General features: G+C 65.5%; 22 protein-coding genes. 1 reads left to right on the top strand and 21 read right to left on the bottom strand.

Features of this window, described 5'->3' with window-relative positions:
* Positions 1-21: 21 nt before the first annotated feature.
* The 12 genes from bamA to dnaE form a co-directional block, all read right to left on the bottom strand.
* Positions 22-2,466 (bottom strand): outer membrane protein assembly factor BamA, encoded by a 2,445-nt coding sequence (bamA, locus tag JX001_RS09785; protein WP_205680908.1) that lies wholly within the window; start codon positions 2,464-2,466, stop codon positions 22-24.
* A 29-nt stretch (positions 2,467-2,495) separates the two neighbouring features.
* Positions 2,496-3,713, bottom strand: coding sequence for a M50 family metallopeptidase (locus JX001_RS09780; RefSeq protein WP_205680907.1), 1,218 nt, complete (start codon positions 3,711-3,713; stop codon positions 2,496-2,498).
* A 27-nt stretch (positions 3,714-3,740) separates the two neighbouring features.
* On the bottom strand, positions 3,741-4,937 hold the full coding sequence (dxr, locus tag JX001_RS09775; RefSeq protein WP_205680906.1) for a 1-deoxy-D-xylulose-5-phosphate reductoisomerase: 1,197 nt from the start codon (positions 4,935-4,937) through the stop codon (positions 3,741-3,743).
* Positions 4,934-5,752: a phosphatidate cytidylyltransferase gene (locus JX001_RS09770; RefSeq protein WP_205680905.1), complete on the bottom strand. Its 819-nt coding sequence runs from the start codon at positions 5,750-5,752 to the stop codon at positions 4,934-4,936. Before JX001_RS09770 ends, dxr begins: the two co-directional genes overlap by 4 nt.
* On the bottom strand, positions 5,752-6,444 hold the full coding sequence (gene uppS / locus JX001_RS09765; protein ID WP_231868805.1) for a polyprenyl diphosphate synthase: 693 nt from the start codon (positions 6,442-6,444) through the stop codon (positions 5,752-5,754). Before uppS ends, JX001_RS09770 begins: the two co-directional genes overlap by 1 nt.
* 118 nt (positions 6,445-6,562) lie before the next feature.
* Positions 6,563-7,120, bottom strand: a complete 558-nt coding sequence (gene frr / locus JX001_RS09760) for a ribosome recycling factor (protein ID WP_055753507.1) — start codon at positions 7,118-7,120, stop codon at positions 6,563-6,565.
* Between the two features lie 39 nt (positions 7,121-7,159).
* Complete coding sequence (pyrH, locus tag JX001_RS09755; protein ID WP_045811327.1) at positions 7,160-7,894, bottom strand: UMP kinase; 735 nt, start codon at positions 7,892-7,894, stop codon at positions 7,160-7,162.
* 127 nt (positions 7,895-8,021) lie between these two features.
* Positions 8,022-8,963, bottom strand: coding sequence for a translation elongation factor Ts (gene tsf, locus JX001_RS09750; protein ID WP_055753506.1), 942 nt, complete (start codon positions 8,961-8,963; stop codon positions 8,022-8,024).
* 111 nt (positions 8,964-9,074) lie between these two features.
* On the bottom strand, positions 9,075-9,938 hold the full coding sequence (gene rpsB, locus JX001_RS09745) for a 30S ribosomal protein S2 (protein WP_017503967.1): 864 nt from the start codon (positions 9,936-9,938) through the stop codon (positions 9,075-9,077).
* Positions 9,939-10,163: 225 nt separating this feature from the next.
* Entirely contained in the window at positions 10,164-10,760 is a 597-nt protein-coding gene (locus JX001_RS09740) for a DUF4142 domain-containing protein (protein ID WP_055809100.1), read from the bottom strand.
* Between the two features lie 99 nt (positions 10,761-10,859).
* Complete coding sequence (locus JX001_RS09735) at positions 10,860-11,246, bottom strand: DUF3224 domain-containing protein (protein WP_205680904.1); 387 nt, start codon at positions 11,244-11,246, stop codon at positions 10,860-10,862.
* Between the two features lie 97 nt (positions 11,247-11,343).
* Positions 11,344-14,808 carry a DNA polymerase III subunit alpha gene (dnaE, locus tag JX001_RS09730; RefSeq protein WP_205680903.1) on the bottom strand — a complete coding sequence of 1,155 codons (3,465 nt, stop codon included), beginning with the start codon at positions 14,806-14,808 and terminating at the stop codon, positions 11,344-11,346.
* A gap of 385 nt (positions 14,809-15,193) precedes the next feature.
* On the opposite strand from dnaE, the gene msrA reads away from it, so the two are divergent.
* The gene (gene msrA / locus JX001_RS09725; RefSeq protein WP_205680902.1) at positions 15,194-15,817 is read left to right on the top strand and encodes a peptide-methionine (S)-S-oxide reductase MsrA; all 624 of its coding nucleotides are present in this window, start codon (positions 15,194-15,196) and stop codon (positions 15,815-15,817) included.
* On the opposite strand, the gene JX001_RS09720 is transcribed toward msrA, so the two are convergent.
* From JX001_RS09720 to JX001_RS09680, 9 genes are all read right to left on the bottom strand, one after another.
* A complete protein-coding gene (locus JX001_RS09720) occupies positions 15,818-16,522 on the bottom strand; it encodes an ABC transporter ATP-binding protein (protein ID WP_205680901.1) in 705 nt (234 codons plus the stop codon). It lies immediately after the preceding gene.
* The gene (locus JX001_RS09715) at positions 16,515-17,801 is read right to left on the bottom strand and encodes a lipoprotein-releasing ABC transporter permease subunit (RefSeq protein WP_082465008.1); all 1,287 of its coding nucleotides are present in this window, start codon (positions 17,799-17,801) and stop codon (positions 16,515-16,517) included. Before JX001_RS09715 ends, JX001_RS09720 begins: the two co-directional genes overlap by 8 nt.
* The gene (gene proS / locus JX001_RS09710) at positions 17,798-19,114 is read right to left on the bottom strand and encodes a proline--tRNA ligase (protein WP_205680900.1); all 1,317 of its coding nucleotides are present in this window, start codon (positions 19,112-19,114) and stop codon (positions 17,798-17,800) included. The genes JX001_RS09715 and proS overlap by 4 nt, the downstream gene beginning before the upstream one ends.
* Positions 19,115-19,191: 77 nt before the next feature.
* Positions 19,192-19,458 carry a DUF1467 family protein gene (locus tag JX001_RS09705; RefSeq protein WP_017503976.1) on the bottom strand — a complete coding sequence of 89 codons (267 nt, stop codon included), beginning with the start codon at positions 19,456-19,458 and terminating at the stop codon, positions 19,192-19,194.
* 9 nt (positions 19,459-19,467) lie between these two features.
* A complete protein-coding gene (locus JX001_RS09700) occupies positions 19,468-19,812 on the bottom strand; it encodes a DUF3088 family protein (protein WP_228763565.1) in 345 nt (114 codons plus the stop codon).
* A 34-nt stretch (positions 19,813-19,846) separates the two neighbouring features.
* The gene (locus tag JX001_RS09695) at positions 19,847-20,755 is read right to left on the bottom strand and encodes a hypothetical protein (RefSeq protein WP_205680899.1); all 909 of its coding nucleotides are present in this window, start codon (positions 20,753-20,755) and stop codon (positions 19,847-19,849) included.
* A 56-nt stretch (positions 20,756-20,811) separates the two neighbouring features.
* Positions 20,812-22,485 (bottom strand): ribonuclease J, encoded by a 1,674-nt coding sequence (locus JX001_RS09690; RefSeq protein ID WP_055753498.1) that lies wholly within the window; start codon positions 22,483-22,485, stop codon positions 20,812-20,814.
* Positions 22,486-23,265: a type III pantothenate kinase gene (locus tag JX001_RS09685; RefSeq protein WP_205683145.1), complete on the bottom strand. Its 780-nt coding sequence runs from the start codon at positions 23,263-23,265 to the stop codon at positions 22,486-22,488.
* Positions 23,262-24,011 (bottom strand): biotin--[acetyl-CoA-carboxylase] ligase, encoded by a 750-nt coding sequence (locus tag JX001_RS09680; RefSeq protein ID WP_205680898.1) that lies wholly within the window; start codon positions 24,009-24,011, stop codon positions 23,262-23,264. Before JX001_RS09680 ends, JX001_RS09685 begins: the two co-directional genes overlap by 4 nt.

Raw genomic sequence — 24,011 nt, 5'->3', positions numbered from 1 at the left:
GTGCGGTCGAAAAAGCCGCGATTAGAACTGAGTGGAGGTCGAGAAGCGGAAGGATTCCGTCTTGTCGTAGTCTTCCTTGGACAGAACCTTGGAGATGTCGAAGCGGATCGGACCCATCGGCGACTTCCAGTGGATGCTGACGCCCGCCGACGCGCGCAGCGACAGCTCATCGGCGATATTTGTGTTCACCGTTCCGGTGGACGTCAGCTTGTAGCGGTCATCCAGCACGCCCAGCGTACCGACATCGGCGAACAGCGAGGTCTTGATGCCGTACTGCTCAGGCAGATAGTTCGGCAGGGTCAGTTCGACCGTGCCGATGGCGTAGAAGTTGCCGCCCAGAGCGTCGGTCGTGGTCAGATCGCGCGGCCCCATACCGGCTGTCTCGAAGCCGCGGAAGCTGTTGCCGCCCTTGAAGAAGCGGTCGTTGATGCGGATCGGGTCGCCGTTCCAGCCGCTGACGTAGCCGGTCGAACCCTGAACGCTGACGATCCAGTTCGGCGTGAAGCCGTAGTACCAGCTCGCGTCGGCCTCGGTCTTCACATAGTTCACATCGCCGCCCAGACCCGCGAGGTCCTGACGCAGCGACCCGGCCCAGCCGCGCGTCGGACGGATCGGATCGTTGGTGTAGTTGACCTGCAGCGTATAGCCAGCCGACGAGTTGATGAAGCTGCCGACCTGATCGCACAGGGCAGACGAGCCTCGCCCCACGCCGTTGCAATAGCCGGTCGGGACGATGATCTCGTCCGACTTCAGGAAATAGCGCGTGCTGAGCAGCATGTTGCCGTTCAGCGGATAGGAAAGACGCACCCCGCCGCCGGTTGAGCGGTAATCGTAGGACGAGTATTTGCTCAAGTCATAGCGCGAGTGGAACAGGTCGAAGCCCGCGCGCAGATCGCGTCCCAGGAACTTCGGCTCCGTGAAGCGGAAGTCGACCTGCTGGCGCAGCGAACCCCACTCCAGACGGGCCACCACATTCTGGCCGCGCCCACGGAAGTTCCGCTCCGAGATGCCCAGATTGACGGTGAAGGAGTCGACGGAGCTAAAGCCCGCTCCGACGGACAGTTCGCCGGTCGGCTGTTCCTGGACGTTGACGTTGATGACCGAGCGGTCCGGCGCGCTGCCGCGCGTTTCCTCGACCGTCACGTCCTTGAAAAAGCCCAGGGCGCGCAAGTTGTTGCGCGAGCGCTCCATCAGGGCGCGGTTGAAGGCGTCGCCCTCGGTCAGCAGCAGTTCGCGGCGGATCACCGGGTCGATCGTGCGGGTGTTGCCGACCACATTGATGCGATCGATATAGACGCGCTGGCCCTCGGACACATTGAAGGTTACATCGACCGTGTCCGTCTCGGGATTGGCCTTGTAGGTCGGATTGATCTCGACGAAGGCATAGCCGGCCGATCCCGCCGCGAACGTCAGGGCGTCGACCGCCTGTTCGATCTTGTCGCTTTCGTACAGTTGGCCTTCCCGGATCGGCACCAGGGCCTTCAGGAAGTCGGCGTTCAGCCGGTCGTTCTGGGTGACGACCTTGATCTCACCGAAGTTGTACTTGTCGCCTTCATTCAGCGTCAGCGTCAGCTGGAACGCCTGATCGTCAGGCTGCAGTTCGGCAACCGAGGACACCACGCGGAAGTCGTAATAGCCGCGGTTGGTGTAAAACTTCCGCAACTGCTCCTGGTCGTATTCCAGGCGGTTGGGATCGTAATTGTCGTTATTGGAGAAGAACTTCCACCAGGTCGACTTCTCGGTGACCATCACGCCGCGCACGTCGCGATCCGAAAACGCTTCGTTGCCCAAGACGTTGATGGCGCTGATGCCGGTCTGCGGGCCTTCGTTGATCTCGAAGATCACATCGACGCGGTTCTGTTCCAACTGGACCAGCTTCGGCGTCACGGTCGCAGAGATACGGCCCTGCAGGCGATAAAGCTCGACAATGGCGCCGACGTCTTCCTGAACCTTGGCGCGGGTATAGATGCCGCGCGGCGCCAGGGTCACTTCCTTGGTCAGCTTGTCCTTTGACAGCGCCTTATTTCCCTCGAACACCACCTGGTTGATGATCGGGTTCTCGACGATCTGGACGATCAGGTCGCCGTTCTGGATGCCCAGTTGCACATCGGCGAACAGGCCCGTGCGCGACAGGGTGCGCACCGCGACGTCCAGCACCGAGGCGTCGACAGCATCACCGGGACGGATCGGCAAATAGGACAGGACCGTCGTCTGGTCGATCCGCTGCGCGCCCTGCACAATGATGCGGTTGATCGTGATCGTCTGCGGCGCAGCGATCTCGACGCGCGGTTCGGCGGCGCTCGCCGGGGCCGTCTGGGCCGGCGTTTGAGCCGGCGTCGTCGGCGAAGTTTGGGCCGGCGCAGTCTGGGCCAGCGCGGGTGCGCCCAGACCGGCGGCGACCGCCAAAGCCAGCAGGCTGGAGCGGGCGCTCAGTCGAACGGCGGCGCGAGAGGTCATGTCATTCATTCGGGAAACCGTCGGGGGCTGGCGTCGGCTCACGAGACGAGCCCGCCGAGGAATTGGAAGATATTGAGCTTCTGTAGGTCGTTCCACGTTGCGAACAACATAAATCCCGCCAAAAGCGCAAGGCCTGCACGATAGCCCATCTCCTGGAACCGCGCCGACACAGGCTGTTTCGCCACAGCCTCATAGCCGTAGAAAAGCAGATGCCCGCCGTCGAGGACCGGAATGGGAAGCAGATTTAGAAAGCCGATTCCGATCGAAAGTATGGCGGCCAAGGTTGTCAGCGTCAGGATCAGGTTGATCGCCATGGCGCCAGGCGCTGGATTGGCTTCGACCGCAGCCGTGGTCAGCGAGCCCGTCGCCTTGGCCATGCCCAACGGGCCGCTGAACTGATCGCCCGACTCGCGCCCCGTCGCCAGACGTCCGAGGTAGGTCAGGGTCGAGCCGATCACGTCGGCCGTCTGGCGCGCGCCCTCCACGACGGCGTCGACAGGGCCGTAACGCACGTGGCGGACATCGCCGGCCGACGGGCCTAGCCCCAGGCCGATGCGGCCGACCTTGACGCGTCCGGCGATGGGGTCGTTTTCCTCGCGACGTTCCGGCGTCGCGACCAGTTCGACGGGACGCCCGGCGCGCTCGACCGTGAAACGTACGGGATCGCCGGTCGATAGCATGACGGTGCGGGTGACCGCGCTTCCGTCCTTGATGGCCTTGCCGTTCACCTCGGTGATCAGGTCGCCGACCTGGAAACCGCCGGCGGCGGCCGGCGATCCCGCCTGGACCTGAGCAACACGCGCGGGGCGCAGAGACACGCCGACGGCCATGAAGACGACGGCGAAGATGGTGATGGCCAGGATGAAGTTCGCGATGGGCCCGGCCGCGACGATCAGGGCGCGCTGCCACACCGGCTTGAAGTGGAAATAATCGCGCTCGGCGCCCGGTCCACGCTCGGCGACCACGCGGCGGCGCAGTTCGTCCAGTCCAGCCCGATCAGGCACGCTGGACGCATCCAGATCGCCCGAGAACTTCACATAGCCGCCCAGCGGCAGCCAACCGAGACGCCATTCGATGCCGTGACGATCGGTGCGGCTGGCCACGGCCTTGCCGAAGCCGACCGCGAACCGGTCCACCTTCACGCCAAAGGCGCGCGCGACGAGGAAGTGACCCAGTTCGTGGATGGTGACGATGAAGGTCAGCACCAGCAGGAACGAGGCGATGGAGATCAGGACCTGACCCAGGACGCCCAGCATTCGAAAATCGTCTCCCCTGGCCTGCTGTCAGGCCGCATTCGCAAGGCCGGCGATGACGGTCTCGGCCATTCGACGCGTCTCGGCGTCGACCGAAAGGGCCGCACTGCAGGCGTCTCCAGAACCGAAAGCCATCCCCGCTTTCGTCGCACGCTCAAGGGTTTCGGCGACGACTGCGGCAATATTGAGAAACGCCAGCTTGCGGTCAAGGAAGGCGAAGGCGGCGACCTCATTGGCGGCGTTGAACACGGCCGGCGTCGCGCCGCCCGCCTTCAGGGCCTGACGCGCCAGATCGAGGGCGGGAAAGCGCGTCAGATCGGGCGCTTCGAACGTCAGCTGACCTAGCTGAGCCAGATCCAGCTTGGGCGCCGGCCACGCGATCCGATCCGGCCAGGCCAGGGCGCATGCGATCGGCGTGCGCATATCCGGCGGTCCCATCTGGGCCAGGGTCGAACCATCCACATATTCCACAAGGCTGTGGATGATCGATTCGGGGTGCACCACGACGTCGATCCGATCCTGCGGCATATCGAACAGATAAGCCGCCTCGATCATCTCCAGGCCCTTGTTGGCCATCGTCGCGCTATCGACCGAAATCTTGGCGCCCATGCTCCAGTTGGGGTGGGCGACGGCCTGTTCTGGCGTGATGGCGACCATCTGTTCGCGCGGAGTCTTGCGAAACGGCCCGCCCGATGCGGTCAGGATCAGCTTGGCCACCCGCTCAGGCGCTTCGGCCGGAAACACCTGGAAGATGGCGGAGTGCTCAGAATCGACGGGGATCAAACGCCCCCCTGCCCGCTTGACCCGTTCGATCAGGGCGGAGCCGCAGCAGACCAGACTTTCCTTGTTGGCCAGCGCCAGGGTCGCGCCCGTTCCCGCCGCCGCCCAGGCGGACTTCAAACCCGCCGCTCCGACGATGGACGCCATGATCCAGTCGGCAGGTCGCGTCGCCGCCTCGACGATCGCGGCGTCGCCGGCGGCGACAGAGACATCCGTGCCGGACAAGGCGTCACGCAGTTCGTCCAACCGCGCCGCATCGGCAGTCACGGCCAGCTTGGGCCGCCAGCGTTTAGCCTGCTCGGCCAGTTTGGCGATATTGGCGCCGCCCGTCAGGGCCTCGACCTCGAACGCGCCTGTGCCCGTCGCCTCGGCTTGAGCCATCAGGTCCAGTGTAGAGGCGCCGACCGATCCGGTCGCGCCAAGCACAGTGACGCGGCGCCGGATCACGCCCCACGCTCCAGCATCAGCACGATAAGTCGGCCCGCCGCGACGACCACGACCGCGAACATCAGGCCATCGACGCGGTCCAGCAGGCCGCCGTGGCCGGGAATGGTGTTCCCCGCATCCTTGACCCCGAACCGTCGCTTCAGCGCCGATTCCCACAGGTCGCCCGCCATGGTCGCCAAGGCCCCCGCAAAGCCTAGCACTGCTCCCCAGACGACGCTCAAGGCGCCCATATTGACCCAGGCCGTCATGACGGCGCCCGCAACCGCGCCGGCCGCAACGCCGCCGATGAACCCGGACCAGGTCTTGTTCGGCGAGAAGCGCGGCCACAGCTTGGGGCCGCCAAAGGTGGATCCCGCCAGATAGGCCACGATGTCGGCCGACCAAGCGACGGCGAAGACCAGCACGGTCCAGTGCAGCCCGATCAAACTGTCGACGTCGCGCAGCCAAATCAGCAGGACCGAAGGCCAGCCGAGATAGAGCACGCCATAGGCGGCATCCAGCGCCTCCTGCCCTCGGCTGCGGGCATAGACCCCGGCCGCGACCGCGCCGAACACCAGCATGATGAAGGCGACGGACATAGCGCCGAAATGCGCGCTTATCACCGCCGCCACGACGCCGAAGCTGACCGCGCCGCCCATGACGCGGCGTGCATGGGGCGCACTCATCGCCGCCCATTCGAACGCCAGGACGACGCTGGCGACGATCATCAGCGCCAGGAACCACACGCCGCCGCCCCACGTCGCAGCGACGGCGGCGGGCGCGAGCACGACGGCGGACGCAGCCCTGAGGGCGATATCCCGACCCTTGACCGCCATCAGGCTGTCGCGCGCTCAGGCGCGATCACGCGTCCGCCGAAACGGCGATCGCGCTGACCAAAGGCTGAGATCGCTTCAGCCAGCGCCTTGGGGCCATAGTCGGGCCACAGAATGTCCTGGAACACGAGCTCGGCGTAGGCGGCCTCCCACAACAGGAAGTTCGACAGTCGCTGCTCGCCCGACGTGCGCACGATCAAATCCAGCGGCGGCGAGCCCGCCGTGGCCAGGCCTGAGGTCAGGATCGCCTCGTTGAAAGGCTCGACCGTCTCACCCGCCAGCACCCGCTCCATATGCCGACGCGCCGCGTCCACCAGATCCGCACGACCGCCATAGTTAAAGGCGACCTGCAACAGGAACCGGTCGTTATGGGCGGTCTGGGCCTCGGCCCGTTCGATGATGGCGGCGATGTCGGCCGGCAGTCCTTCGCGTCGTCCCAGGATCTTCAGCCGTACGCCGGCCTTGGTCAGCCTGGCCAAATCGCTGGCGACGTAGGAGCGCACCAGCCCCATCAGGTCCGACACCTCGTCCTCGGGCCGGCTCCAGTTCTCGGTTGAGAAGCCGAACACGGTCAGGCAATCGATGCCGAGATCCGGCGCCGCCTGGATCGTGCGCTTCAGCGCCTGAACGCCTTCGCGGTGGCCAAGAGCGCGCGGCAGACCGCGCGCCTTCGCCCAGCGTCCATTGCCGTCCATGATGATGGCGACGTGGCGCGGGCCGTCCTGACCCTGCTTGTCTGGGCTTTGGCCTGAAGGCGCGGCGCGGTCTGCCGTCATCTGTCGTGCGATCCCTTCCGGACCCAGCCGTTTCGCCTCAGACCTGCATGATCTCTTGTTCCTTTGTCTTCAAGGTCTCGTCGATGCGCTTGATGGCCGCGTCGGTGTCCTTCTGGACCTCCGTTTCCATCTTCTTTTGCTCGTCCTGGCTGATCTCGCCGGCCTTCTCGGCCTTCTTCAGGTCGTCGTTGGCGTCGCGGCGGACGTTGCGAACCGAAATCTTCTGCTGCTCGGCGTATTTGCCGGCCAGCTTGACCAGGTCCTTGCGGCGTTCCTCGGTCAGAGGCGGCACCGGAATGCGCAGGGTCTGGCCGTCCACGATCGGATTCAGGCCCAGATTGGCGTTGCGGATCGCCTTTTCGACGGCGACCACCATGCCCTTGTCCCAGACGCTGACGCTGATCATGCGCGGCTCGGGCACGCTGATCGCGGCGACGGCGGTCAGCGGCGAGGCCGAGCCGTAGGCTTCGACCCGCACGGGCTCCAGCAGGCCGGCGTTGGCGCGACCGGTGCGCAAACCGCTGAACTCTTCCTTGAGTGCGGCGACGGAGCGATCCATGCGGTCGCGATAGGTCTTCAGTTCAGGCTTTGCCATGGTCTTGGTCTCTCTTGTCTTTCCTAGTCAGGCGAACGCTCAGGCGACGTCCTGAATGACCGTGAACGTGCCTTCGCCGGTCAGGGTCCGGCGCAGCGAGTTGTCTTCCCGAATGGAGAAGACCACGATCGGTATGCCCGTGTCGCGCATCATGGCGATGGCCGAGGCGTCCATGACGCGCAGATCCTTGGCCAGCACATCCTGATAGGACAGCGTCTCATACCGCGTCGCGTCGGGATCCTTCTTCGGGTCGGCGGTATAGACCCCGTCCACACTGGTGCCCTTCAGCAGCGCGTCGCAGCCCATTTCGGCCGCACGTAGCGCCGCGCCCGAGTCCGTGGTGAAGAACGGTGCGCCCACGCCGGCGGCGAAGATCACGACCCGGCCCTTTTCCAGGTGCCGCAGGGCGCGACGGCGGATGTAGGGTTCGGCGATGGCGGCCATCGGGATGGCGCTCTGCACGCGGGTCGAGACGCCGATCTTCTCCAGCGCCGACTGCATGGCCAGGGCGTTCATGATCGTCGCAAGCATGCCCATATAGTCGGCCTGGGCGCGCTCCATACCGGCCGCCGCCTTGGACAGACCGCGGAAGATGTTGCCGCCGCCGATGACCAGGCAGATTTCGACGCCCTCGGCCGCGACGTCCGCGACGGCCTTGGCCACAGCATCGACGGTCTTCATATCGACGCCGAACGACTGGTCGCCCATCAGCACCTCGCCCGACACCTTCAGCAGGACGCGTTTGTAGCGGAAGGTCGAGGGGGCGTCGGGCATGCGGGAAGGTCCGTTTGACTGCGGCGCCATTGAATCAGGCGGCTTCTTATAGACGAAAGGCGCGCCGGCCATCAAAGCCGAACGCGCCCTTCTGATACAAAACCCTCACGAATGAGGGGAATGTTTTTTAGTTGCCGCCCATCATCGAGGCGACTTCCGACGCGAAGTCGGGGCCTTCGACCTTCTCGACGCCTTCACCCAGCGCCAGGCGGACAAAGCCGGCCAGGTGCAGGTTAGAGGAGCCCAGTTCCTTGGCCGAGTTGGCGACCAGTTGTTCGATGGTCACGTCCGGATCCATGACGAACGGCTGCTTGGACAGCACCACGTCCTTCTGGAACTTGTTGATCTGACCTTCCACGATCTTGGCGATCATGGCTTCCGGGCGACCTTCTTCCTTGGCCTTTTCGGTCAGAACGGTGCGTTCCTTCTCGATGGCGGCGGGGTCCAGGTCGTCGGTGTTCAGCGACAGCGGCGCGGTGGCGGCGACGTGCATGGCGATCTTGCGGCCCAGTTCGCGAAGCGCGGTCTTGTCGCCCTCACCTTCCAGCGCGACCAGCACGCCGATACGGCCGACGCCCGGCGAAACCGCGTTGTGGACGTAGGTCGAGACGACGCCTTCCGACACCGACAGGCGGGCGGCGCGGCGCAGTTGCATGTTCTCGCCGATGGTGGCGATCATGTTGGTCACTTCGTCCTGGACCGTCTTGCCGGCTTCCAGTTCGGCGCCGTGCAGGGCCTCGACCGAGTGGTGCTCAAGACCCAGTTGGGCGAACGACTTGGCGGCGTTCTGGAACAGCTCGTTACGGGCGACGAAGTCGGTTTCGGCATTGAACTCGATGGCGGCGGCGACTTCGCCCTTGCCGTCTTCCTTCGAGGCGACGGCGACCAGACCTTCAGCGGCGACGCGGTCGGCCTTCTTGGCGGCCTTGGACAGGCCCTTGGCGCGCAGCCAGTCAATCGCTGCTTCGATGTTGCCGTCGTTTTCGACCAGCGCCTTCTTGCAGTCCATCATGCCGACGCCCGAACGCTCGCGAAGCTCCTTCACGAGGGCGGCAGTGATCTCGGCCATGTTCTTCTCCTTGGGGGATTTCGTATGTGGGAACGGCCGGACTGATTTAGCCCGGCCGTGTGTCAGTTCGTCAGGCGGCGCTCAAGAACGCGAACGCCGCCCGGCGGGCGATCAGCCCTCGGCCTTCTCGGTTTCGGCAGCCGGCTCAGCAGCGGCTTCCAGTTCGGCGGCGGCGCCTTCCGTGCCGGCCGGCGCGGCTTCGGCTTCAGCCTTGGGGGCCGAGGCTTCACGCAGCATCGGCTCGACCGGAGCTTCCGAAGCGCCCAGGTCGATGCCCGAGGCCGAGGCGCCGGCGGCCAGACCGTCCAGGACGGCGTCGGCGATCAGGTCGCAGTAGGTTTGGATGGCGCGGGCGGCGTCGTCGTTGCCGGGGACCGGATAAGTGATGCCGTCCGGGTCCGAGTTGGTGTCCAGGATGGCGATGATCGGGATGTTCAGCTTGCGGGCTTCCTGGATCGCGATCGCTTCCTTGTTGGTGTCGATCACGAACATGATGTCCGGGATCGAACCCATGTCCTTGATGCCGCCCAGCGACAGCTCAAGCTTGTCCTTCTCGCGCTGCAGGTTCAGCAGCTCTTTCTTGACGCGGCCTTCGCCGCCGTTTTCCAGAATGCCTTCCAGCTCACGCAGACGAGCGATCGAGCCCGACACGGTGCGCCAGTTGGTCAGCGTGCCGCCGAGCCAACGGTTGTTCATGTAGTACTGGGCGCAGCGCTTGGCGGCTTCGGCGACCGGCTCTGCCGCCTGGCGCTTGGTGCCGACGAACAGAACGCGACCGCCCTTGGCGGCGACTTCGCGCACGGCCACCAGAGCCTGGTGGAACAGCGGCATCGTCTGCGACAGGTCGATGATGTGGATGTTCGAGCGCGAGCCGAAGATGTAGCGGTCCATCTTCGGGTTCCAGCGGTGCGTCTGGTGGCCGAAGTGGGCGCCGGCTTCAAGCAGGGTGCGCATCGAGAATTCAGGCAGAGCCATGATCGTTCAGTCCTTTTTCCGATCAAACGTGGCGCGGGGGATTAAAGGTCTGAAGACCCTCGGAATGGTGCGGATCGGGATGTCTCCCCGAAGCGCGCCTCTCCCGCGTTGCGAAATGCGGGGGCCATGTAGGCCGGATAGGCCGCAATAGCAAGCGCAGCCCTGCAAATGCGAAAAGGCGGCCCCTTTCGGGACCGCCTTTGGTCAGCAACGCGACGACTGCTTTTACTTCATCGCGTCCAGCAGGGTCCGGGCGCGGTCGCGGTGCGCGGTGACAGGCGTCACCAGTTCGCGCGCAAGGGTGGCCAGGGCGGGCGCTTCGGTGTTGTCGGCAAAGCCGTTCAGCAGCGTCAACGTCTCGTTGTGGGCGGCCACCTGCTGGTCCAAATAGACTTTGTCGAAGTCGTCCGGCGTCGCGGCGTTCAGATTGTCGATCAAGCCCTTGCGGCGTTCGTCCAGCGTCGTGGGGATGGCGACGTTCGGCGCAGCGGTCGCCTGAGCGGCGGCGAGCTTCTCACCGGCGGCGGTGTGATCCTTGGTGATCATCGCGGCCAGGGCCTTCACGTCCGCATTCTTGGACTTGGCGGCGGCGATCTTGGCGGCTTCCAGCTCGTACATGTTGCCGGTGCCCAGACCGGTGACGAAACCGTCGACGGTGTTGGCGCCCATGGTCATGGCCGAGGTCTGGCCGACGACGCCGGACGTGGCGTCCTGGGTGGCGTTGACCGCTTCGCCGGTGTTCTGGGCGGCGCTGTCGCCACCTTGGTTGCAGGCGGCGAGAAGGGCCAGCGACGCGACGCTGGCGATGGCGAGATATTTCATTGGAACAGTCTCCCTATGGACTGACCAAACCCATCACGCGCCCGTGAGGTTCCAAAAAATCAAAAGCTTGACCATTGATCCGGGGTTCACGATCGACCGTCAGGGAAGCTTGTATTCCAGATCGTAGCGATGAACGCCGCCCTCGATCTTCAGATGAAAGACGCCCGCAATCCCCGCCAAATCGCCTTCGCCGGAACCGGGAACAATGGTGATCAGCAAATCCTGGCTGCCCGCCTCCATGACCCCTCGATGGACCAAGGCGAAGGCGCCGCGTCGTCCGTTGAGTATCCCTGACACGCGTTCCATCGCGACATAGGCGCCAAAACCACTGGTCAGAAGGCCCAGCATCTCGCCGGCGCCCTCACCTTCCAGATCTCCGTGAAAGGTCTTGGACAGCCGCATCCGGCCCGGCGCTCCGGCGGGTGAGTCGGCCTCGGCCGCGACAGGCGTCATCTGAACCTCGAAGGTTCCGACAGCGTGGGACATGGTCTGGCTTTCCATTGGAGCAAGGGGCTGTGGGACTAAAGCGACCGAGGGACCACCCCCAGCAAGAGCCAAGCCGAAATCAACGCGGCGACGCACATCAGGCGTCCTCCAGCATGACGACGCCCGCCGCCGACTTCAGCGCGCCGCGCAAGGCGCCGTCCAGGCGGTAGCGGCCGGGAATCTTGACCTCGACCTCGCGCCCCTGATCGAGGCCCGCGATCATCAGCGACACCTCGCCCCCCTTGCCGATCGCGCCCGATCGCGCGCGTTCCAGCCGCGCCTTCAGCGCCTCAGCGTCCGCGCTGCGGGCCGAGACATGGATACGAAGGCCGATGTTGGCGTCGTCCAGCAGATTGTCCATTTGCGAGGCGTCGTCGCCGAAGAAGCGCACCTCCCCTTCCGACGACTTGGCGCGCACCCGCACCATGACCGAGGCGCCGGGCTCCAGCACCTCGCGGCATTTGCGCAGTTGTTCGGGCGGGAACAGGCATTCGAACTCGCCCGTCGGATCCGAGAAGGTCACGAAGGCGAACTTCTCGCCCGTCCGCGCGCTGGCCCGCTCCTGTTTGCGACGCACGACGCCGGCCATCTGGAACGCCTCGTGGCCCGACTCAGCCAGCGGAATCGCTTCGGCGACGAAGGTGACGCGCTTGCGCTTCAGGGCTGAGGTCATCTCGTCCAGCGGGTGGCCCGACAGATAGAAGCCGACCGCCGACAGTTCGTGATCCAGCCGCTCCGGCCCGACCCAGGGCTCGACGCTCTTCAGACGCGGGCGCGCGGCATGGGCCTGGTCGCCGCCGAACAATGACACCTGCGACGACGCGCGTTCGGCCGCCACACTCTGGCAATAGGCCATCAGAACGTCGGCCTGTTCCAGCAACTGCCGCCGGTTGGGGTGGATGCTGTCGAAGGCGCCGGCCTTGGCCAGACCTTCCAACGCGCGCTTGTTCACGCTGCGCGGATCGACGCGCTCGAGGAAGTCGAAGATGTCGGCGAAGCGCCCGCCCGTCTCGCGGACCTCGATGACGTGTTTCATCGCCTCGAGACCCACGTTTCGGATCGCGCCCAAGGCGTAGAGCACCGCGCCCTTGTCGTCGTCCCAGGCCACGTCGAAGTCGGCCGACGAGCGATTGATGTCGGGCGCCAGGACCGGCACGTCGAACCGTTTGGCGTCCTGATAGAAGACCGCCAGCTTGTCGGTGTTCGACAAGTCCAGGCTCATGGACGCCGCGAAGAACTCGACCGGCTGATTGGCCTTCAACCACCCCGTCTGGAACGAAATCAGGGCATAGGCGGCGGCGTGGGACTTGTTGAAGCCGTATCCGGCGAACTTGGCGACCAGATCGAAGATGGAGCCGGACTGCGATTCCGGCACGGCCTTTTCGGCGGCGCCCTTGACGAAGCGAAGGCGCTGGAAATCCATCTCCTCCTTCTTCTTCTTGCCCATCGCCCGGCGCAGCAGGTCGGCCTCGCCCAGGCTGTAGCCCGCCAGGATCTGGGCGATCTTCATCACCTGTTCCTGGTAGATGATGACGCCGTAGGTCTCGGTCAGCACCTCTTTCAGGCTGGGGTGCAGGTAATCGACCTCGGCGCGCCCGAACTTACGGTCGATATAGGTGTCGATCATCTCCATCGGCCCGGGCCGATAGAGCGAAATCAGGGCGGTGATCTCTTCGATGGAGCCGCAGCGCATCTTGCGCAGGGTGTCTCGCATGCCCTGGGATTCCAGCTGGAACACCCCGACCGTCTGGCCAGAGGCCATCAGTTCATAGGTGCGCGCATCGTCCAGCGGCAGGCTGTTCCAGTCCTCGGCTGCGCCGCGCCGTTCGAGATAGCCGCGCGCCCGATCCAGCACCGTCAGCGTCTTCAGGCCCAGGAAGTCGAACTTCACCAGGCCAGCCGGCTCGACCCATTTCATGTTGAACTGGGACGCCGGAATGGTGGAGCGCGGATCCTGATACAGCGGCACCAGTTCCGTCAGCGGCCGGTCGCCGATGACGATCCCCGCGGCGTGGGTCGAGGCGTTGCGGTATAGCCCCTCCAGCTCCAGCGCGGTTTCCAGCAGGGTCTTCACCGCCGGCTCCGCGTCGCGCGCCTCCTTCAGGCGCGGCTCGATGTCGATGGCCTGGGCCAGGGTGACGGGCGCGGCCGGGTTGTTCGGCACCATCTTGCAGAGCCGGTCGACCTGACCCAACGGCATCTGCAGCACCCGGCCCACGTCGCGCAGCACGGCCCGCGCCTGCAAGGTGCCGAAGGTGATGATCTGGGCCACCCGGTCCTTGCCGTAGCGGTCCTGCACATAGTCGATCACCTCTTCGCGCCGCTCCTGGCAGAAGTCGATGTCGAAGTCGGGCATGGAGACCCGTTCGGGGTTCAGGAACCGTTCGAACAGCAGGCCAAACCGCAGCGGGTCCAGATCGGTAATGGTCAATGACCAGGCGACCAGCGAACCGGCGCCGGAGCCCCGCCCCGGCCCCACGGGAATGCCGTGGGTCTTGGCCCATTTGATGAAGTCCGACACGATGAGGAAGTAGCCGGGGAAGCCCATCTGCTGGATGATCCCGACCTCCCATTCCAGGCGGGTCCAGTATTCCTCTTCGGGCACGGCCGGCGTGACCTCGGTCAGGCGGACCTTCAGCCCCTCGCGCGCCTGGTGGGCCAGTTCATCGGCCTCGGAGCGCCCGGCGCCGGTATCGAAGCGCGGCAGGATGGGCGCGTGCGTATTGACCAGGAAGGCGCAGCGCCGCGCGATGTCGATGGTGTTGTCGCACGCCTCGGGCAGGTCGGCGAACAGCTCGCGCATGACGGCGGCGGGCTTGAACCAGTGTTCGCCGGTGATGCGGCGGCGATCCTCCTGCCCGGTGAAGGCGCCGTCGGCGATGCACAGCAGGGCGTCGTGGGATTTGGCCTGCGCCGCCTTGGCGTAATAGACGTCGTTGGTGGCGACCAGCGGCACGTCGTTGGCATAGGCCCATTCGACCAGCCCCGGCTCGGCGCGCTTTTCGTCCTCCAGCCCGTGGCGTTGCAGTTCGACGTAGAAGCGGTCGCCGAACGCCGCCTTCATCGCCGCCAGAGCGGCGGCGCCTTCGGCCTTCTTGCCTTGGGCGAACAGCGGATCGACCGGGCCGTCCGGGCCACCGGACAGCAGGATCAACCCTTCGGAGCGGGCGACCACCTGCTCCCAGGCCACGCCCGGCTCGGCCATTTCTCCGGCGTCCAGATAGGCGGATGACGACAGGGCGCACAGATTCAGCCATCCGGCTGTATCCTGGGCCAGCAGAACCACGGTCGGCACCTTGGCCCAGCGCGCGTTGATCTGGCCGCCGATGCCGAAAACCGGAAGAGCACAGGCGACGAGCGGCTGAACGCCTGCATCCTTCGCCGTCTGGCTGAACTCCAGCGCGCCGAACAGATTGGCCCGGTCCGCCACCCCGACCGCCGGCATTCCGGCGTCGGCCGCAAGCTTGCCGACCTTGGCCGCCTTGATCGCGCCTTCCAGCAGCGAATAGGCCGAGCGGACCCGCAGATGGACAAAACCCTGACTGTTCACCGGCTCGTTCACACCTTCTTCGACCCTGGCCCGCTGAAGAGCCCTACTTTATCCTGAGTCTCATATCGGGCGGCGTGCGGCCATCGCAAACCGGTCGCCCCACGGATCGGCTGTGGATCGCTGGCTTCGGACGGTCGTCGAAAAAACACCGTCTAAAGGGTCCAATTCGTCTGATCTCAGGCGGTGACGCTGATCGCCACGGTCCAGACCATCCAAACAAAACCGCCGCACGACGCCAGCGACAGCATATCCCTCATCAAACGCGGCATGACCTTGGCTCCGAGACATCCGATATGTTCTGCTAATGTTCTATGTTGGCGTTTTGTTCCGGTCAAGTCGTTCTCGGTGAAACCGTTTGCGCGTCGCCTTCGTAGTCAATGCAACAGGAGATGAGACCATGTCCCTTCGCACGAATGCGCTCGCCGCCGTTGCATCCTTGACCGTCGCCGCGCTGGCGATCGGCGCGCCCCTGGCCCGTCAGGCCGAAGCGCAGACGGCGTTTCAGACCGCGATCTTCGCAGGCGGCTGCTTCTGGTCCGAGGAGAAGGCCTTCGACGACGTGCAGGGGGTGCGCTCGGCCGTGTCCGGCTTCGTCGGCGGCCATACCGCCAACCCGACCTATGAGCAGGTGGTGCGCGGCGGCACCGGCCATATGGAGGCGGTGCAGGTCACCTTCGATCCGCGCGTGGTCAGCTATCGCACCCTGGTCGATCGTTATTGGCGCACCATCGACCCGACGGATCCTAACGGTCAGTTCTGCGACCAGGGGCCGTCCTATCGATCCGCCGTCTTTGCGACAGCGGGCCAACGCGCGGACGCCATCGCCTCGCGCGATGCGGCCATGCGGGTGCTGAGAAAGAGCTTCACGACACCAGTCGTCGGCGCCCAGCGGTTCTGGCCGGCCGGCGCGGAGCACCAGAACTACGCCAAACGCCACGCCGCCAGCTATCAGGCCTACCGGATCGGATGCCGCCGCCCCGAACGCCTCCGAGCGATCTGGGGCGACGCCGCCGTCAGTTGATCAGTAAGCGTGGCTTTGAGCTTCGCGCTGTTCCAGATGACCATCCTTCAGGGCGAAGACGCGGTCCATATGGCCGGCCAATTCCATATTGTGGGTGGCGATCAGGGCGGCGACGCCCGTGGTCTTGGCCAGGTCGCGCAGGGATTCGAACACGGATTGGCTGGTGGTCGGATCCAGATTGCCGGTCGGCTCGTCGGCCAGCAGCAGGCGCGGGCCGTTGGCCAGCGCGCGGCCGATGGCGACGCGCTGCTGTTCACCGCCGGACAGCTGGGCCGGCTGGTGCGTCAGGCGTTCGCCTAGCCCCAGGGCCGTCAGGGTGACCGCGGCGCGTTTGCGCGCCTCGTCCTGGGACACCCCGGCGATCCGCATTGGCAGGGCGACATTGTCGCGCGCATCGAACTCGGGCAGCAGGTGGTGAAACTGATAGACGAAGCCGATCCGGCCCAGGCGCAGGCGTGTGCGGGCGCGCTCGTCCAGATCGCCGACCTGTTCGCCGTCGATGGCGACCGTGCCGCTGGTGGGTTTCTCCAACAGGCCGGCGGCGTGCAGCAGCGACGACTTGCCCGAGCCCGACGGTCCGATCAGTCCGACCAGTTCGCCTGGATAGACGTCCAGATCCACGCCCTTCAGCACGGTCAGGCCGCCTTGGGCGGTGTCATAGGTGCGGGTCAGGCCGCGCACCGAAAGGATGGGAGCCTTACTCATAGCGAAGCGCCTCCACGGGATCGATGCGAGACGCGTTCCAGGACGGCGGCAGGCTGGCGATACAGCTCATCAACAGGGACCAGAAGGCCACCCAGGTCACGTCCACCGGATCGACCAGGGCCGGGATGGCGTCCAGCATATAGACGTCGGAATCGAACAGCTTGGTCTGCAGCACGAACTCCAGGAAATGCTGGATCGAACCGATGTTCCAGCAGAACAGCAGCCCCAGAATCAGGCCCGCGATGGTGCCCGCGACCCCGATCATGGCGCCGGCCATGAAGAAGACGCGCAGGATCGCGGAGGGGCTGGCGCCGATGGTGCGAAGGATGGCGATGTCGCGGCCCTTGTTCTTCACCAGCATGACGATGCCGGAGATGATGTTCATGGCGGCGATGGCGACGACGAGGCCCAGGATGATGCTCATGGCCACGCGTTCGACCTTCAGCGCGCCATAGAAGGCAGCGAGGCGCTCACGCCAGTCGCTGACGACCGAGCCAGGGCCGGCGGCGTCGCGGATGGCGGCGGTCAGGGCGCCGACCTGATCGGGATCGTCGACCTTGATCTCGATCGCGTCCCAAACCCCTTCCTTGCCGAAGAAGAGCTGCTGCTGCTCCAGCGGCATGAAGATGAAGGCGCGGTCGTAGTCGGCGGCGCCCGAACGGAATAGGCCGCCGACGAAATAGGTCTTCTCAAGTCCGCCGAGGTTGCCGAAAGCGCTGTCGGCCCCGGTCGGTGAATACAGGGTCACCGGATCGCCGACGCGCAGGCCCATGGAGTTGGCCAGGGCCGCGCCGACCAGAATGCGGTCGCCGCCATAGGGCCCCTTGCCGAAGCTGGCGCGTTCCTGCGGGCTTAAGCTGTCGAAGACATACTGGGTCTTGGCCAGATCCTCAGGGCGGATGCCCTTGGCGATGGCGCCGGTCGTATAGCTGCCGACGCGGATCAGGCTTTGCGCCTCGTTCAGCGGACTGGCGCTGGCGACGCCCGGCACGGCCTGAATGCGTTTCAGCGCGGCTTCGCGATCCGGCGAGGTCAGGACCTGCCCTTGCACATACATGTGCCCGTTGAAGGCCAGCATGCGTCCCAGCAGTTCGCTGCGGAAGCCGGACATGATGCTCATCACGCTGATCAGCACGGCGACGGCCAGCATGATGCCGATGAAGCTGATGACGGCGATGGTGGCGACGCCGCCTTCCTTGCGCTTGGCGCGCAGGTAGCGCAGGGCCAGGCCGATCTCCCACGAGGAGAAGGCGCCGGACGGACGAGACGGCAGGCTCAAGCGGTCAGCCTTTCGATAGCTTCGGCGAGCGGCACGGACACCTTCTCGCCAGTGGCGCGGCGTTTCAGTTCGACAACGCCGTCCGCCAGTCCCTTGGGACCGATGGTCAGCTGCCACGGCACGCCGATCAGGTCGGCGGTGGCGAACTTGCCGCCGGGACGTTCGTCGGTGTCGTCGTAGAGGACGTCCTTGCCGAGCTTTTCAAGCTGGGCCACCGCGTCCTCGCAGGCGGCCGAGACGGCCTCGTCATTGGCGCGCAGATTGATCACGACCACGTCGAACGGCGCGACCGCATCGGGCCAGATGATGCCGCCGGCGTCGTGGCTCGCTTCGATGATGGCCCCCAGCAGGCGCGACACGCCGACGCCATAGCTGCCCATGTGGACCTCGGCGTCCTGACCGTCGGGCCCGGCGACCTTGGCCTTCATCGGGGCGGAGTATTTGGTGCCGAAGTAGAAGATGTGGCCGACCTCGATGCCGCGCGCCGACAGGCGGTCGCCCTCGGCGGTCTTGGCCTCGAACTGCGCCGGATCGTGCATCTCTTCGGTAGCGGCGTAGAGGGCGGTGCGTTCGTCGAAGACGGCCTGGACGGCTTCCGGGCTGAAGTCGTCGCCGGGCGCGGGCATCTCGACCAGCTTGCGGTCGCAGAAGACCTCGCTCTCGCCGGTTTCAGCCAGGACGATGAACTCGTGGCTCAGATCGCCGCCGATGGGGCCGGTGTCGGCGCGCATCGGCACGGCCTTCAGGCCCATGCGGGCGAAGGTGTTCAGATAGGCGACGAACATGCGGTTGTAGGCGACGCGGGCCGCGGCCTCGTCCACGTCGAACGAATAGGCGTCCTTCATCAGGAACTCGCGCCCTCGCATCACGCCAAAGCGCGGACGGCGCTCGTCGCGGAACTTCCACTGGATGTGAAACAGGTTCAGCGGCAGCGACTTGTAGGACTTCACATAGGCCCGGAAGATGTCGGTGATCATCTCCTCGTTGGTCGGTCCGTATAGCAGCTCACGTTCGTGACGGTCGGTGATACGCAGCATCTCGGGGCCGTAGGCGTCGTAACGGCCGCTTTCGCGCCACAGGTCGGCCAGTTGCAGCGTCGGCATCAACAGTTCGACCGCCCCGGCCCGCATCTGCTCTTCGCGCACGATCTGCTCGATCTTGCGCAGAACTTTCAAACCCAGCGGCAGCCAGGCGTAGATGCCGGCGGCCTCCTGCTTGATCATGCCGGCGCGCAGCATCAGCTGGTGCGAGACGATCTGGGCGTCCGAAGGGGCTTCCTTCAGCGTGGGCAGGAAAAAGCGCGACAGGCGCATGGTCGGGAATCCTAGGCGTAGAGACGGAACAAGGCTTTAGCCGCTCGGACGGGGCGAAAGCTAGGCCGATGCGTCGTTTAGACAGCCGGGCCGCTGGCGAAGTTCGGCAGGGGCAGCCAGCCCGTGAAGATCAGCACCATCACGAACGCCCAGACCAGGGCCGAGACCCAGGTGGTCGTCAGGAACTTCTTCTTCAGATTGGGCGTCTTGGGCGCGCCCCATTGTGAGCCGTCGGTCGGCGGCTCGTGCGTCTCGCTCGCCGTGCCCAGCGGCAGCACGGCGAACAGCACCGTCCACCAGGCGATGATGTAGATGCCGACCATGGTGAAGACGCCGATAGGCATGACGGACCTCTAGGGATGGGGCCGGCCGACGCCGTAGCGGGCCGCCAGATAGGGAGCGATGGCGTGATCCTGAAGGAAGCGCCGGCCGGTCGTTTCGCTGACCTCGGCCTCGGGCCAATCCAGTTCGCCGTCCAGGATCAGAATGGGGCAGCTCTGATGGGCCTCGCCGACCTGGTCGATGACCGGCTGGCGCGGGCGCGGATGGTCCAGATAGACGACGTCCAGCGCATCGCGAAGCTGAGGATAGAAGGCCAGGACACCCTCGATATAGGCGCCGGGCGGGCAGAACCACGGACCGCCCTGATCGTCGTGCCAGTCGGGGTTCAGCAGGAAGAGTCGCTCGGTCATCGGCATGGATATATCCGAGTTGAGGTCGTCGGCGCGACCGCTATTCGCACGATGCGCCAAACCCCGGCGCCCGTAGCGCAAGAAGGATCGAAGAGCGCGCCTGCTGCGTGATCGCCCCGGCACCTTGCAGCACGCAACCGACCGCCGTGTTCGAGTTCGGCGCCAGAAGGCCGTAGGTCAGGCCTTCGTGAGCCAGGCGAGCCTGGGCGCCCTTCAGCGTTTCGACGGCCGTCGCGACGCGCGCCCGGTCATTGGTGATGCGGGTCATCTCGTGCAGCGCCTCGCCCGAACTGGGAAAGTCATAGGCGTTCGGATCGAACGACGCGATCTCGGCCGACAGTCGTTCGGGATGAATGTCGATGCCGAACTTGGCGTTCTGACTGGCGGAGAAGGCGATGGCCGGCCCGCTCTCAGGCACGACCAGAATGTAGGCATGGCGCGGAAACAGCAGATATTGCGCCATGAACTTGGTCACCGGCACCAGCGGCATCCCGTCCGGTCCCAGGGCATGGGCGCCGACATAGACGCCCGACGGCACGCTGCGCGCATCGATCCGACCGTTCAGCTTCAGGATGCGATCGACCATGACGTGGTCGAGCAGAAAGACGCCGTCCTCCGCCTCGCGCTCCAGAAAGGCATGGATGGCGATAGTGTCGGGCGCCGGACCCAAGTCGCGACCATAGACGGTCGGAAAGGCGGTCGGCGACATCGGCTGGCCGTCGGGCGGACTGAACCACAGCACGCGCAGTTCGTGAACCGTCCGCGCCAGGGGGTCTTCGCCCCGGAAGGTCGACAGGCTGAGCAACAGATTGACGACGGCGAACAGGGCGACGAAGCCTACCAGCCCCTGCCCCGCAATCACCGCCCACCGCCGCCAACCGCGCAGCGGATGACGGGCGTGCCGAATCCGCTCCAGCAGGCGGCGCGCACGGGCAGGCTTTTTCGACATGGGTTTCCCCGACCGTTCAGGCGCACGACAAATGCGCCCGAACGGTCAAGGTTGCATCAGACGCGCAGGACGACCGTCTCGACGATGGGACGACGATCCCATATCTGCTGGCTGGCCTTTTTCAGCACGCGGGCGACGGCCTGTTCGATGACCATTTCGTCGTCCAGCGCATCGCCCTTCAGGCCCTTGACCACCTGTTCGACGCGCTCGGCCAGCTTGTCCAGCGCATCGCCGAGCGGCGTGGCGGTGTCGCCGGGCAGGCCGACGCTGCGGATGTCGATGTCGCTGGCGATGCGACCGCGCTTGTCCAGGGCGAAGCTGACGATCAGCACGCCGTTGGTCGAGGCGTGACGACGCTCCTTCAGGGCCTCGCCCTGCTCGGTCACCAGCATGCCGCCGTCGACGTACAGGCGACCGTTGGGCACCTCGTCGATGATCTTGGCCGGGCCAGGGGCCAGGCGGACCATGTCGCCGTTGCGCGGCGTCACCGTTTCGGGAACGCCCATGTCCTTGGCCAGGTTGGCGTGTTCCAAGAGGAAGCGACGCACGCCGTGGGTCGGCACCGCAATCTGCGGCCGGGCCCATTCGTACATCTGCTTCAGTTCGTCACGGCAGGGGTGGCCCGAGACGTGGATGCCGGGGTGATCTTTCTCGGTGTAGAGGCGCACGCCGCGATCCGCGAGGCGGTCCTGCAGATTGCCGATCGCCAGTTCATTGCCGGGGATCTGGCGCGACGAGAAGATGCAGTGGTCGCCCAGACCCAATTTCACGACCGGATGGGTGCCGTCAGCGACGCGCGACAGGGCCGCCCTCGCCTCACCCTGACTGCCGGTGCACAGATACAGGATCTGATCGGCGGGCCAGACGCGGGCCTCCTCGTCCGACAGGAAGGGCTTCACGTCCTTCAGCATGCCGACGTGTTTCGCCGCCGCCGTGATCCGGTGCATCGACCGGCCGGCCAGGGCCACGCGACGCCCGCAGGCCTCGGCCGCACGGATCACGCTGTCCATACGGGCGACGTTGGAGGCGAAGCAGCCGACCGCGACACGCCCCTTCAGGCTGGCGATCAGCTTGGAGATGGCGACGGCGACATCGCCTTCGGACCCGGCGACGCCCGGCACGAAGACATTGGTCGAATCGCAGACCATGGCCAGCACGCCTTCGTCGCCCAGGGCGCGAATGACGGGGGCGTCGGTCTTGGTCCCGATCACCGGCTGGTCGTCGATCTTCCAGTCCCCGGTGTGGAACACCATGCCCAGCGGCGTATCGATGGCCAGGCCGCTGGGCTCGGCGATCGAGTGGGTCATGTTGACGAAGGTCACGCCGAATGTGCCGATATCGACGGTCCCGCCCAGCGGCACCTCGATCAGTTCGACCTCATCCAGAATGCCGCGCTCGCGCAGCTTGTCGCGGATCAGATAGGCGGTGAAGGGCGTGGCGTAGATCGGCGCCTTGATGCGCGGCCACAGCCAGCCCAGGGCCCCAATGTGATCTTCGTGCGCGTGGGTCAGCACGATGCCCTTGATGTTTTCACCCTCCAGGAAGGTGGGATCGGGCACGATCACGTCCACGCCGGGCGTGGACAGGTCGCCGAAGGTGACGCCGACATCGACGATCAGCCATTCACGGTTCGCCTCTGGGCCAAAGCCATAGGCGTTCAGGTTCATACCGACCTCGTCCGAGCCGCCCAGCGGCAGGAAAACGAGTTCGTCTTGGGTTTGCTTTTTCATTCAATCAGTCAAATGGGCGTTACGACGCCAGATTTCGAGGAGGCCGCGAATAGTCAGGTCGGGATCGAAGTGATCGATGCTGTCGGTCGCGCCTTCGAACAGGCTGGCGACCCCGCCGGTGCCGACGACGGTCATGGGCTTGCCCCACTCCGCCTTGATGCGCCCGACCAGGCCTTCGATCAACGAGATATAGCCCCAGAAGACGCCGGACTGCATGGCCTCGACCGTGCCCTTGCCGATGACGTTCTCGGGTTTCTGGATGGCGATGCGCGGCAACTTGGCGGCTGCTTCATGCAGCGCCTGAAGCGACAGATTGATGCCGGGCGCGATCAGACCGCCCTCGAAGGCGCCGTCGCCCGATACGATGTCAAAGGTCGTCGCCGTGCCGCTGTCGATCAGCAGAAGGTCGCCGGGATACATCAGCGAGGCGCCCACAGCATTCACCAGACGATCGGCGCCCGCCTCGCTAGGCTTGGCGATCCGAACCTCGATGCCCAATTCGGCGTTCTCGCCGATGACCAGCGGTTCGATGTTCAGATAGCGCCGCGCCAGATTGCGCAGGTTGAAGATCGATTGGGGCACGACGCTGGAGATGATGCAGCCGCCGAGCGCATCGAACTTCAGCCCCTTCATCACCATCAGCTGGTTCAGCCAGACGGCGTATTCGTCGGCCGTGCGACTGGCCTCGGTCGCGGCGCGCCACTGGGCGATCCAATCCGTGCCGTCGTGGACCGCGAACAGCGTATTGGTGTTGCCCTGCTCGATGGCGAGAAGCATCAGGCGGCTTTCCCAAAGAAGACATCGCCGGCGGAAATCAAACGTACCGATCCGTCGGGCAGACGCAGGCGCAGAGCGCCATCTGGCTCCACGCCCTCGGCCAGGCCCTCGATGGTCTCGTTATCTAGCCGCGCTACGCACGGTCCGTTGAGGCCCGTCAGGCGGCTGGTCCAGGCGTCTAGCACGGGCTCGAAGCCCATCGTCTGCCAACGCCCCCACCAGACGGCGAAGGTCTCGGCCAGGATTTCGGCGGCGGCCTCGATCGGCGGGACATAGGCCAGGTCGGCGCGCAGTCGTTCGGCAACCGAGGTCGCCCCCCGTTCGGTGCCCTCCGGCGCATGGGCCAGGTTCACGCCGATGCCGACCGCAAGCCAGAGGTCGCCGTTCGCATGTCGGCCGGATTCGACCAGGATGCCCGACACCTTGACCCCGTCCAGGAGGACGTCGTTGGGCCATTTTATCGAAACGAGCGCGGGCGAGACGAAGACGTCCAGCAGGTCTGCGACGGCCAGGGCCGCGATGAAGGTGGCCTGGGCCGCCTCGGCCGCCGACTTGGGCGTGGTGATCAGAAGGGTGGCGGCCAGATTGCCCTGATCGGTGTCCCACTTGCGACCCCGCCGACCGCGGCCAGCGGTCTGGCGGCGTGCCACGATCCAGCGCGGGCCCGCCTCTCCGGCCTCGGCGAGGCGGCGCGCCTCGGCGTTGGTCGAGTCGATCTCGTCGAGGATGACCAGTGGGACGGGCGCCAA

The sequence above is a fragment of the Brevundimonas fontaquae genome (assembly GCF_017086445.1).
GTDB classification, from domain to species: Bacteria; Pseudomonadota; Alphaproteobacteria; order Caulobacterales; family Caulobacteraceae; genus Brevundimonas; species Brevundimonas fontaquae.
This window is presented reverse-complemented; position numbering and strand designations above follow the sequence as displayed.

Excerpts from the sequence above, each read along its gene's own strand:
- JX001_RS09705 (WP_017503976.1), bottom strand. The coding sequence starts at position 19,458 with ATGCCTATCGGCGTCTTCACCATGGTCGGCATCTACATCATCGCCTGG.
- JX001_RS09770 (WP_205680905.1), bottom strand. The coding sequence starts at position 5,752 with ATGGCGGTCAAGGGTCGGGATATCGCCCTCAGGGCTGCGTCCGCCGTC.
- JX001_RS09720 (WP_205680901.1), bottom strand. The coding sequence starts at position 16,522 with ATGAGTAAGGCTCCCATCCTTTCGGTGCGCGGCCTGACCCGCACCTAT.
- JX001_RS09780 (WP_205680907.1), bottom strand. The coding sequence starts at position 3,713 with ATGCTGGGCGTCCTGGGTCAGGTCCTGATCTCCATCGCCTCGTTCCTG.
- msrA (WP_205680902.1), top strand. The coding sequence starts at position 15,194 with ATGTCCCTTCGCACGAATGCGCTCGCCGCCGTTGCATCCTTGACCGTC.
- proS (WP_205680900.1), bottom strand. The coding sequence starts at position 19,114 with ATGCGCCTGTCGCGCTTTTTCCTGCCCACGCTGAAGGAAGCCCCTTCG.
- JX001_RS09695 (WP_205680899.1), bottom strand. The coding sequence starts at position 20,755 with ATGTCGAAAAAGCCTGCCCGTGCGCGCCGCCTGCTGGAGCGGATTCGG.
- JX001_RS09740 (WP_055809100.1), bottom strand. The coding sequence starts at position 10,760 with ATGAAATATCTCGCCATCGCCAGCGTCGCGTCGCTGGCCCTTCTCGCC.
- bamA (WP_205680908.1), bottom strand. The coding sequence starts at position 2,466 with ATGAATGACATGACCTCTCGCGCCGCCGTTCGACTGAGCGCCCGCTCC.
- JX001_RS09735 (WP_205680904.1), bottom strand. The coding sequence starts at position 11,246 with ATGTCCCACGCTGTCGGAACCTTCGAGGTTCAGATGACGCCTGTCGCG.
- pyrH (WP_045811327.1), bottom strand. The coding sequence starts at position 7,894 with ATGCCCGACGCCCCCTCGACCTTCCGCTACAAACGCGTCCTGCTGAAG.
- JX001_RS09690 (WP_055753498.1), bottom strand. The coding sequence starts at position 22,485 with ATGAAAAAGCAAACCCAAGACGAACTCGTTTTCCTGCCGCTGGGCGGC.
- rpsB (WP_017503967.1), bottom strand. The coding sequence starts at position 9,938 with ATGGCTCTGCCTGAATTCTCGATGCGCACCCTGCTTGAAGCCGGCGCC.
- JX001_RS09700 (WP_228763565.1), bottom strand. The coding sequence starts at position 19,812 with ATGCCGATGACCGAGCGACTCTTCCTGCTGAACCCCGACTGGCACGAC.
- frr (WP_055753507.1), bottom strand. The coding sequence starts at position 7,120 with ATGGCAAAGCCTGAACTGAAGACCTATCGCGACCGCATGGATCGCTCC.
- uppS (WP_231868805.1), bottom strand. The coding sequence starts at position 6,444 with ATGGACGGCAATGGACGCTGGGCGAAGGCGCGCGGTCTGCCGCGCGCT.
- tsf (WP_055753506.1), bottom strand. The coding sequence starts at position 8,963 with ATGGCCGAGATCACTGCCGCCCTCGTGAAGGAGCTTCGCGAGCGTTCG.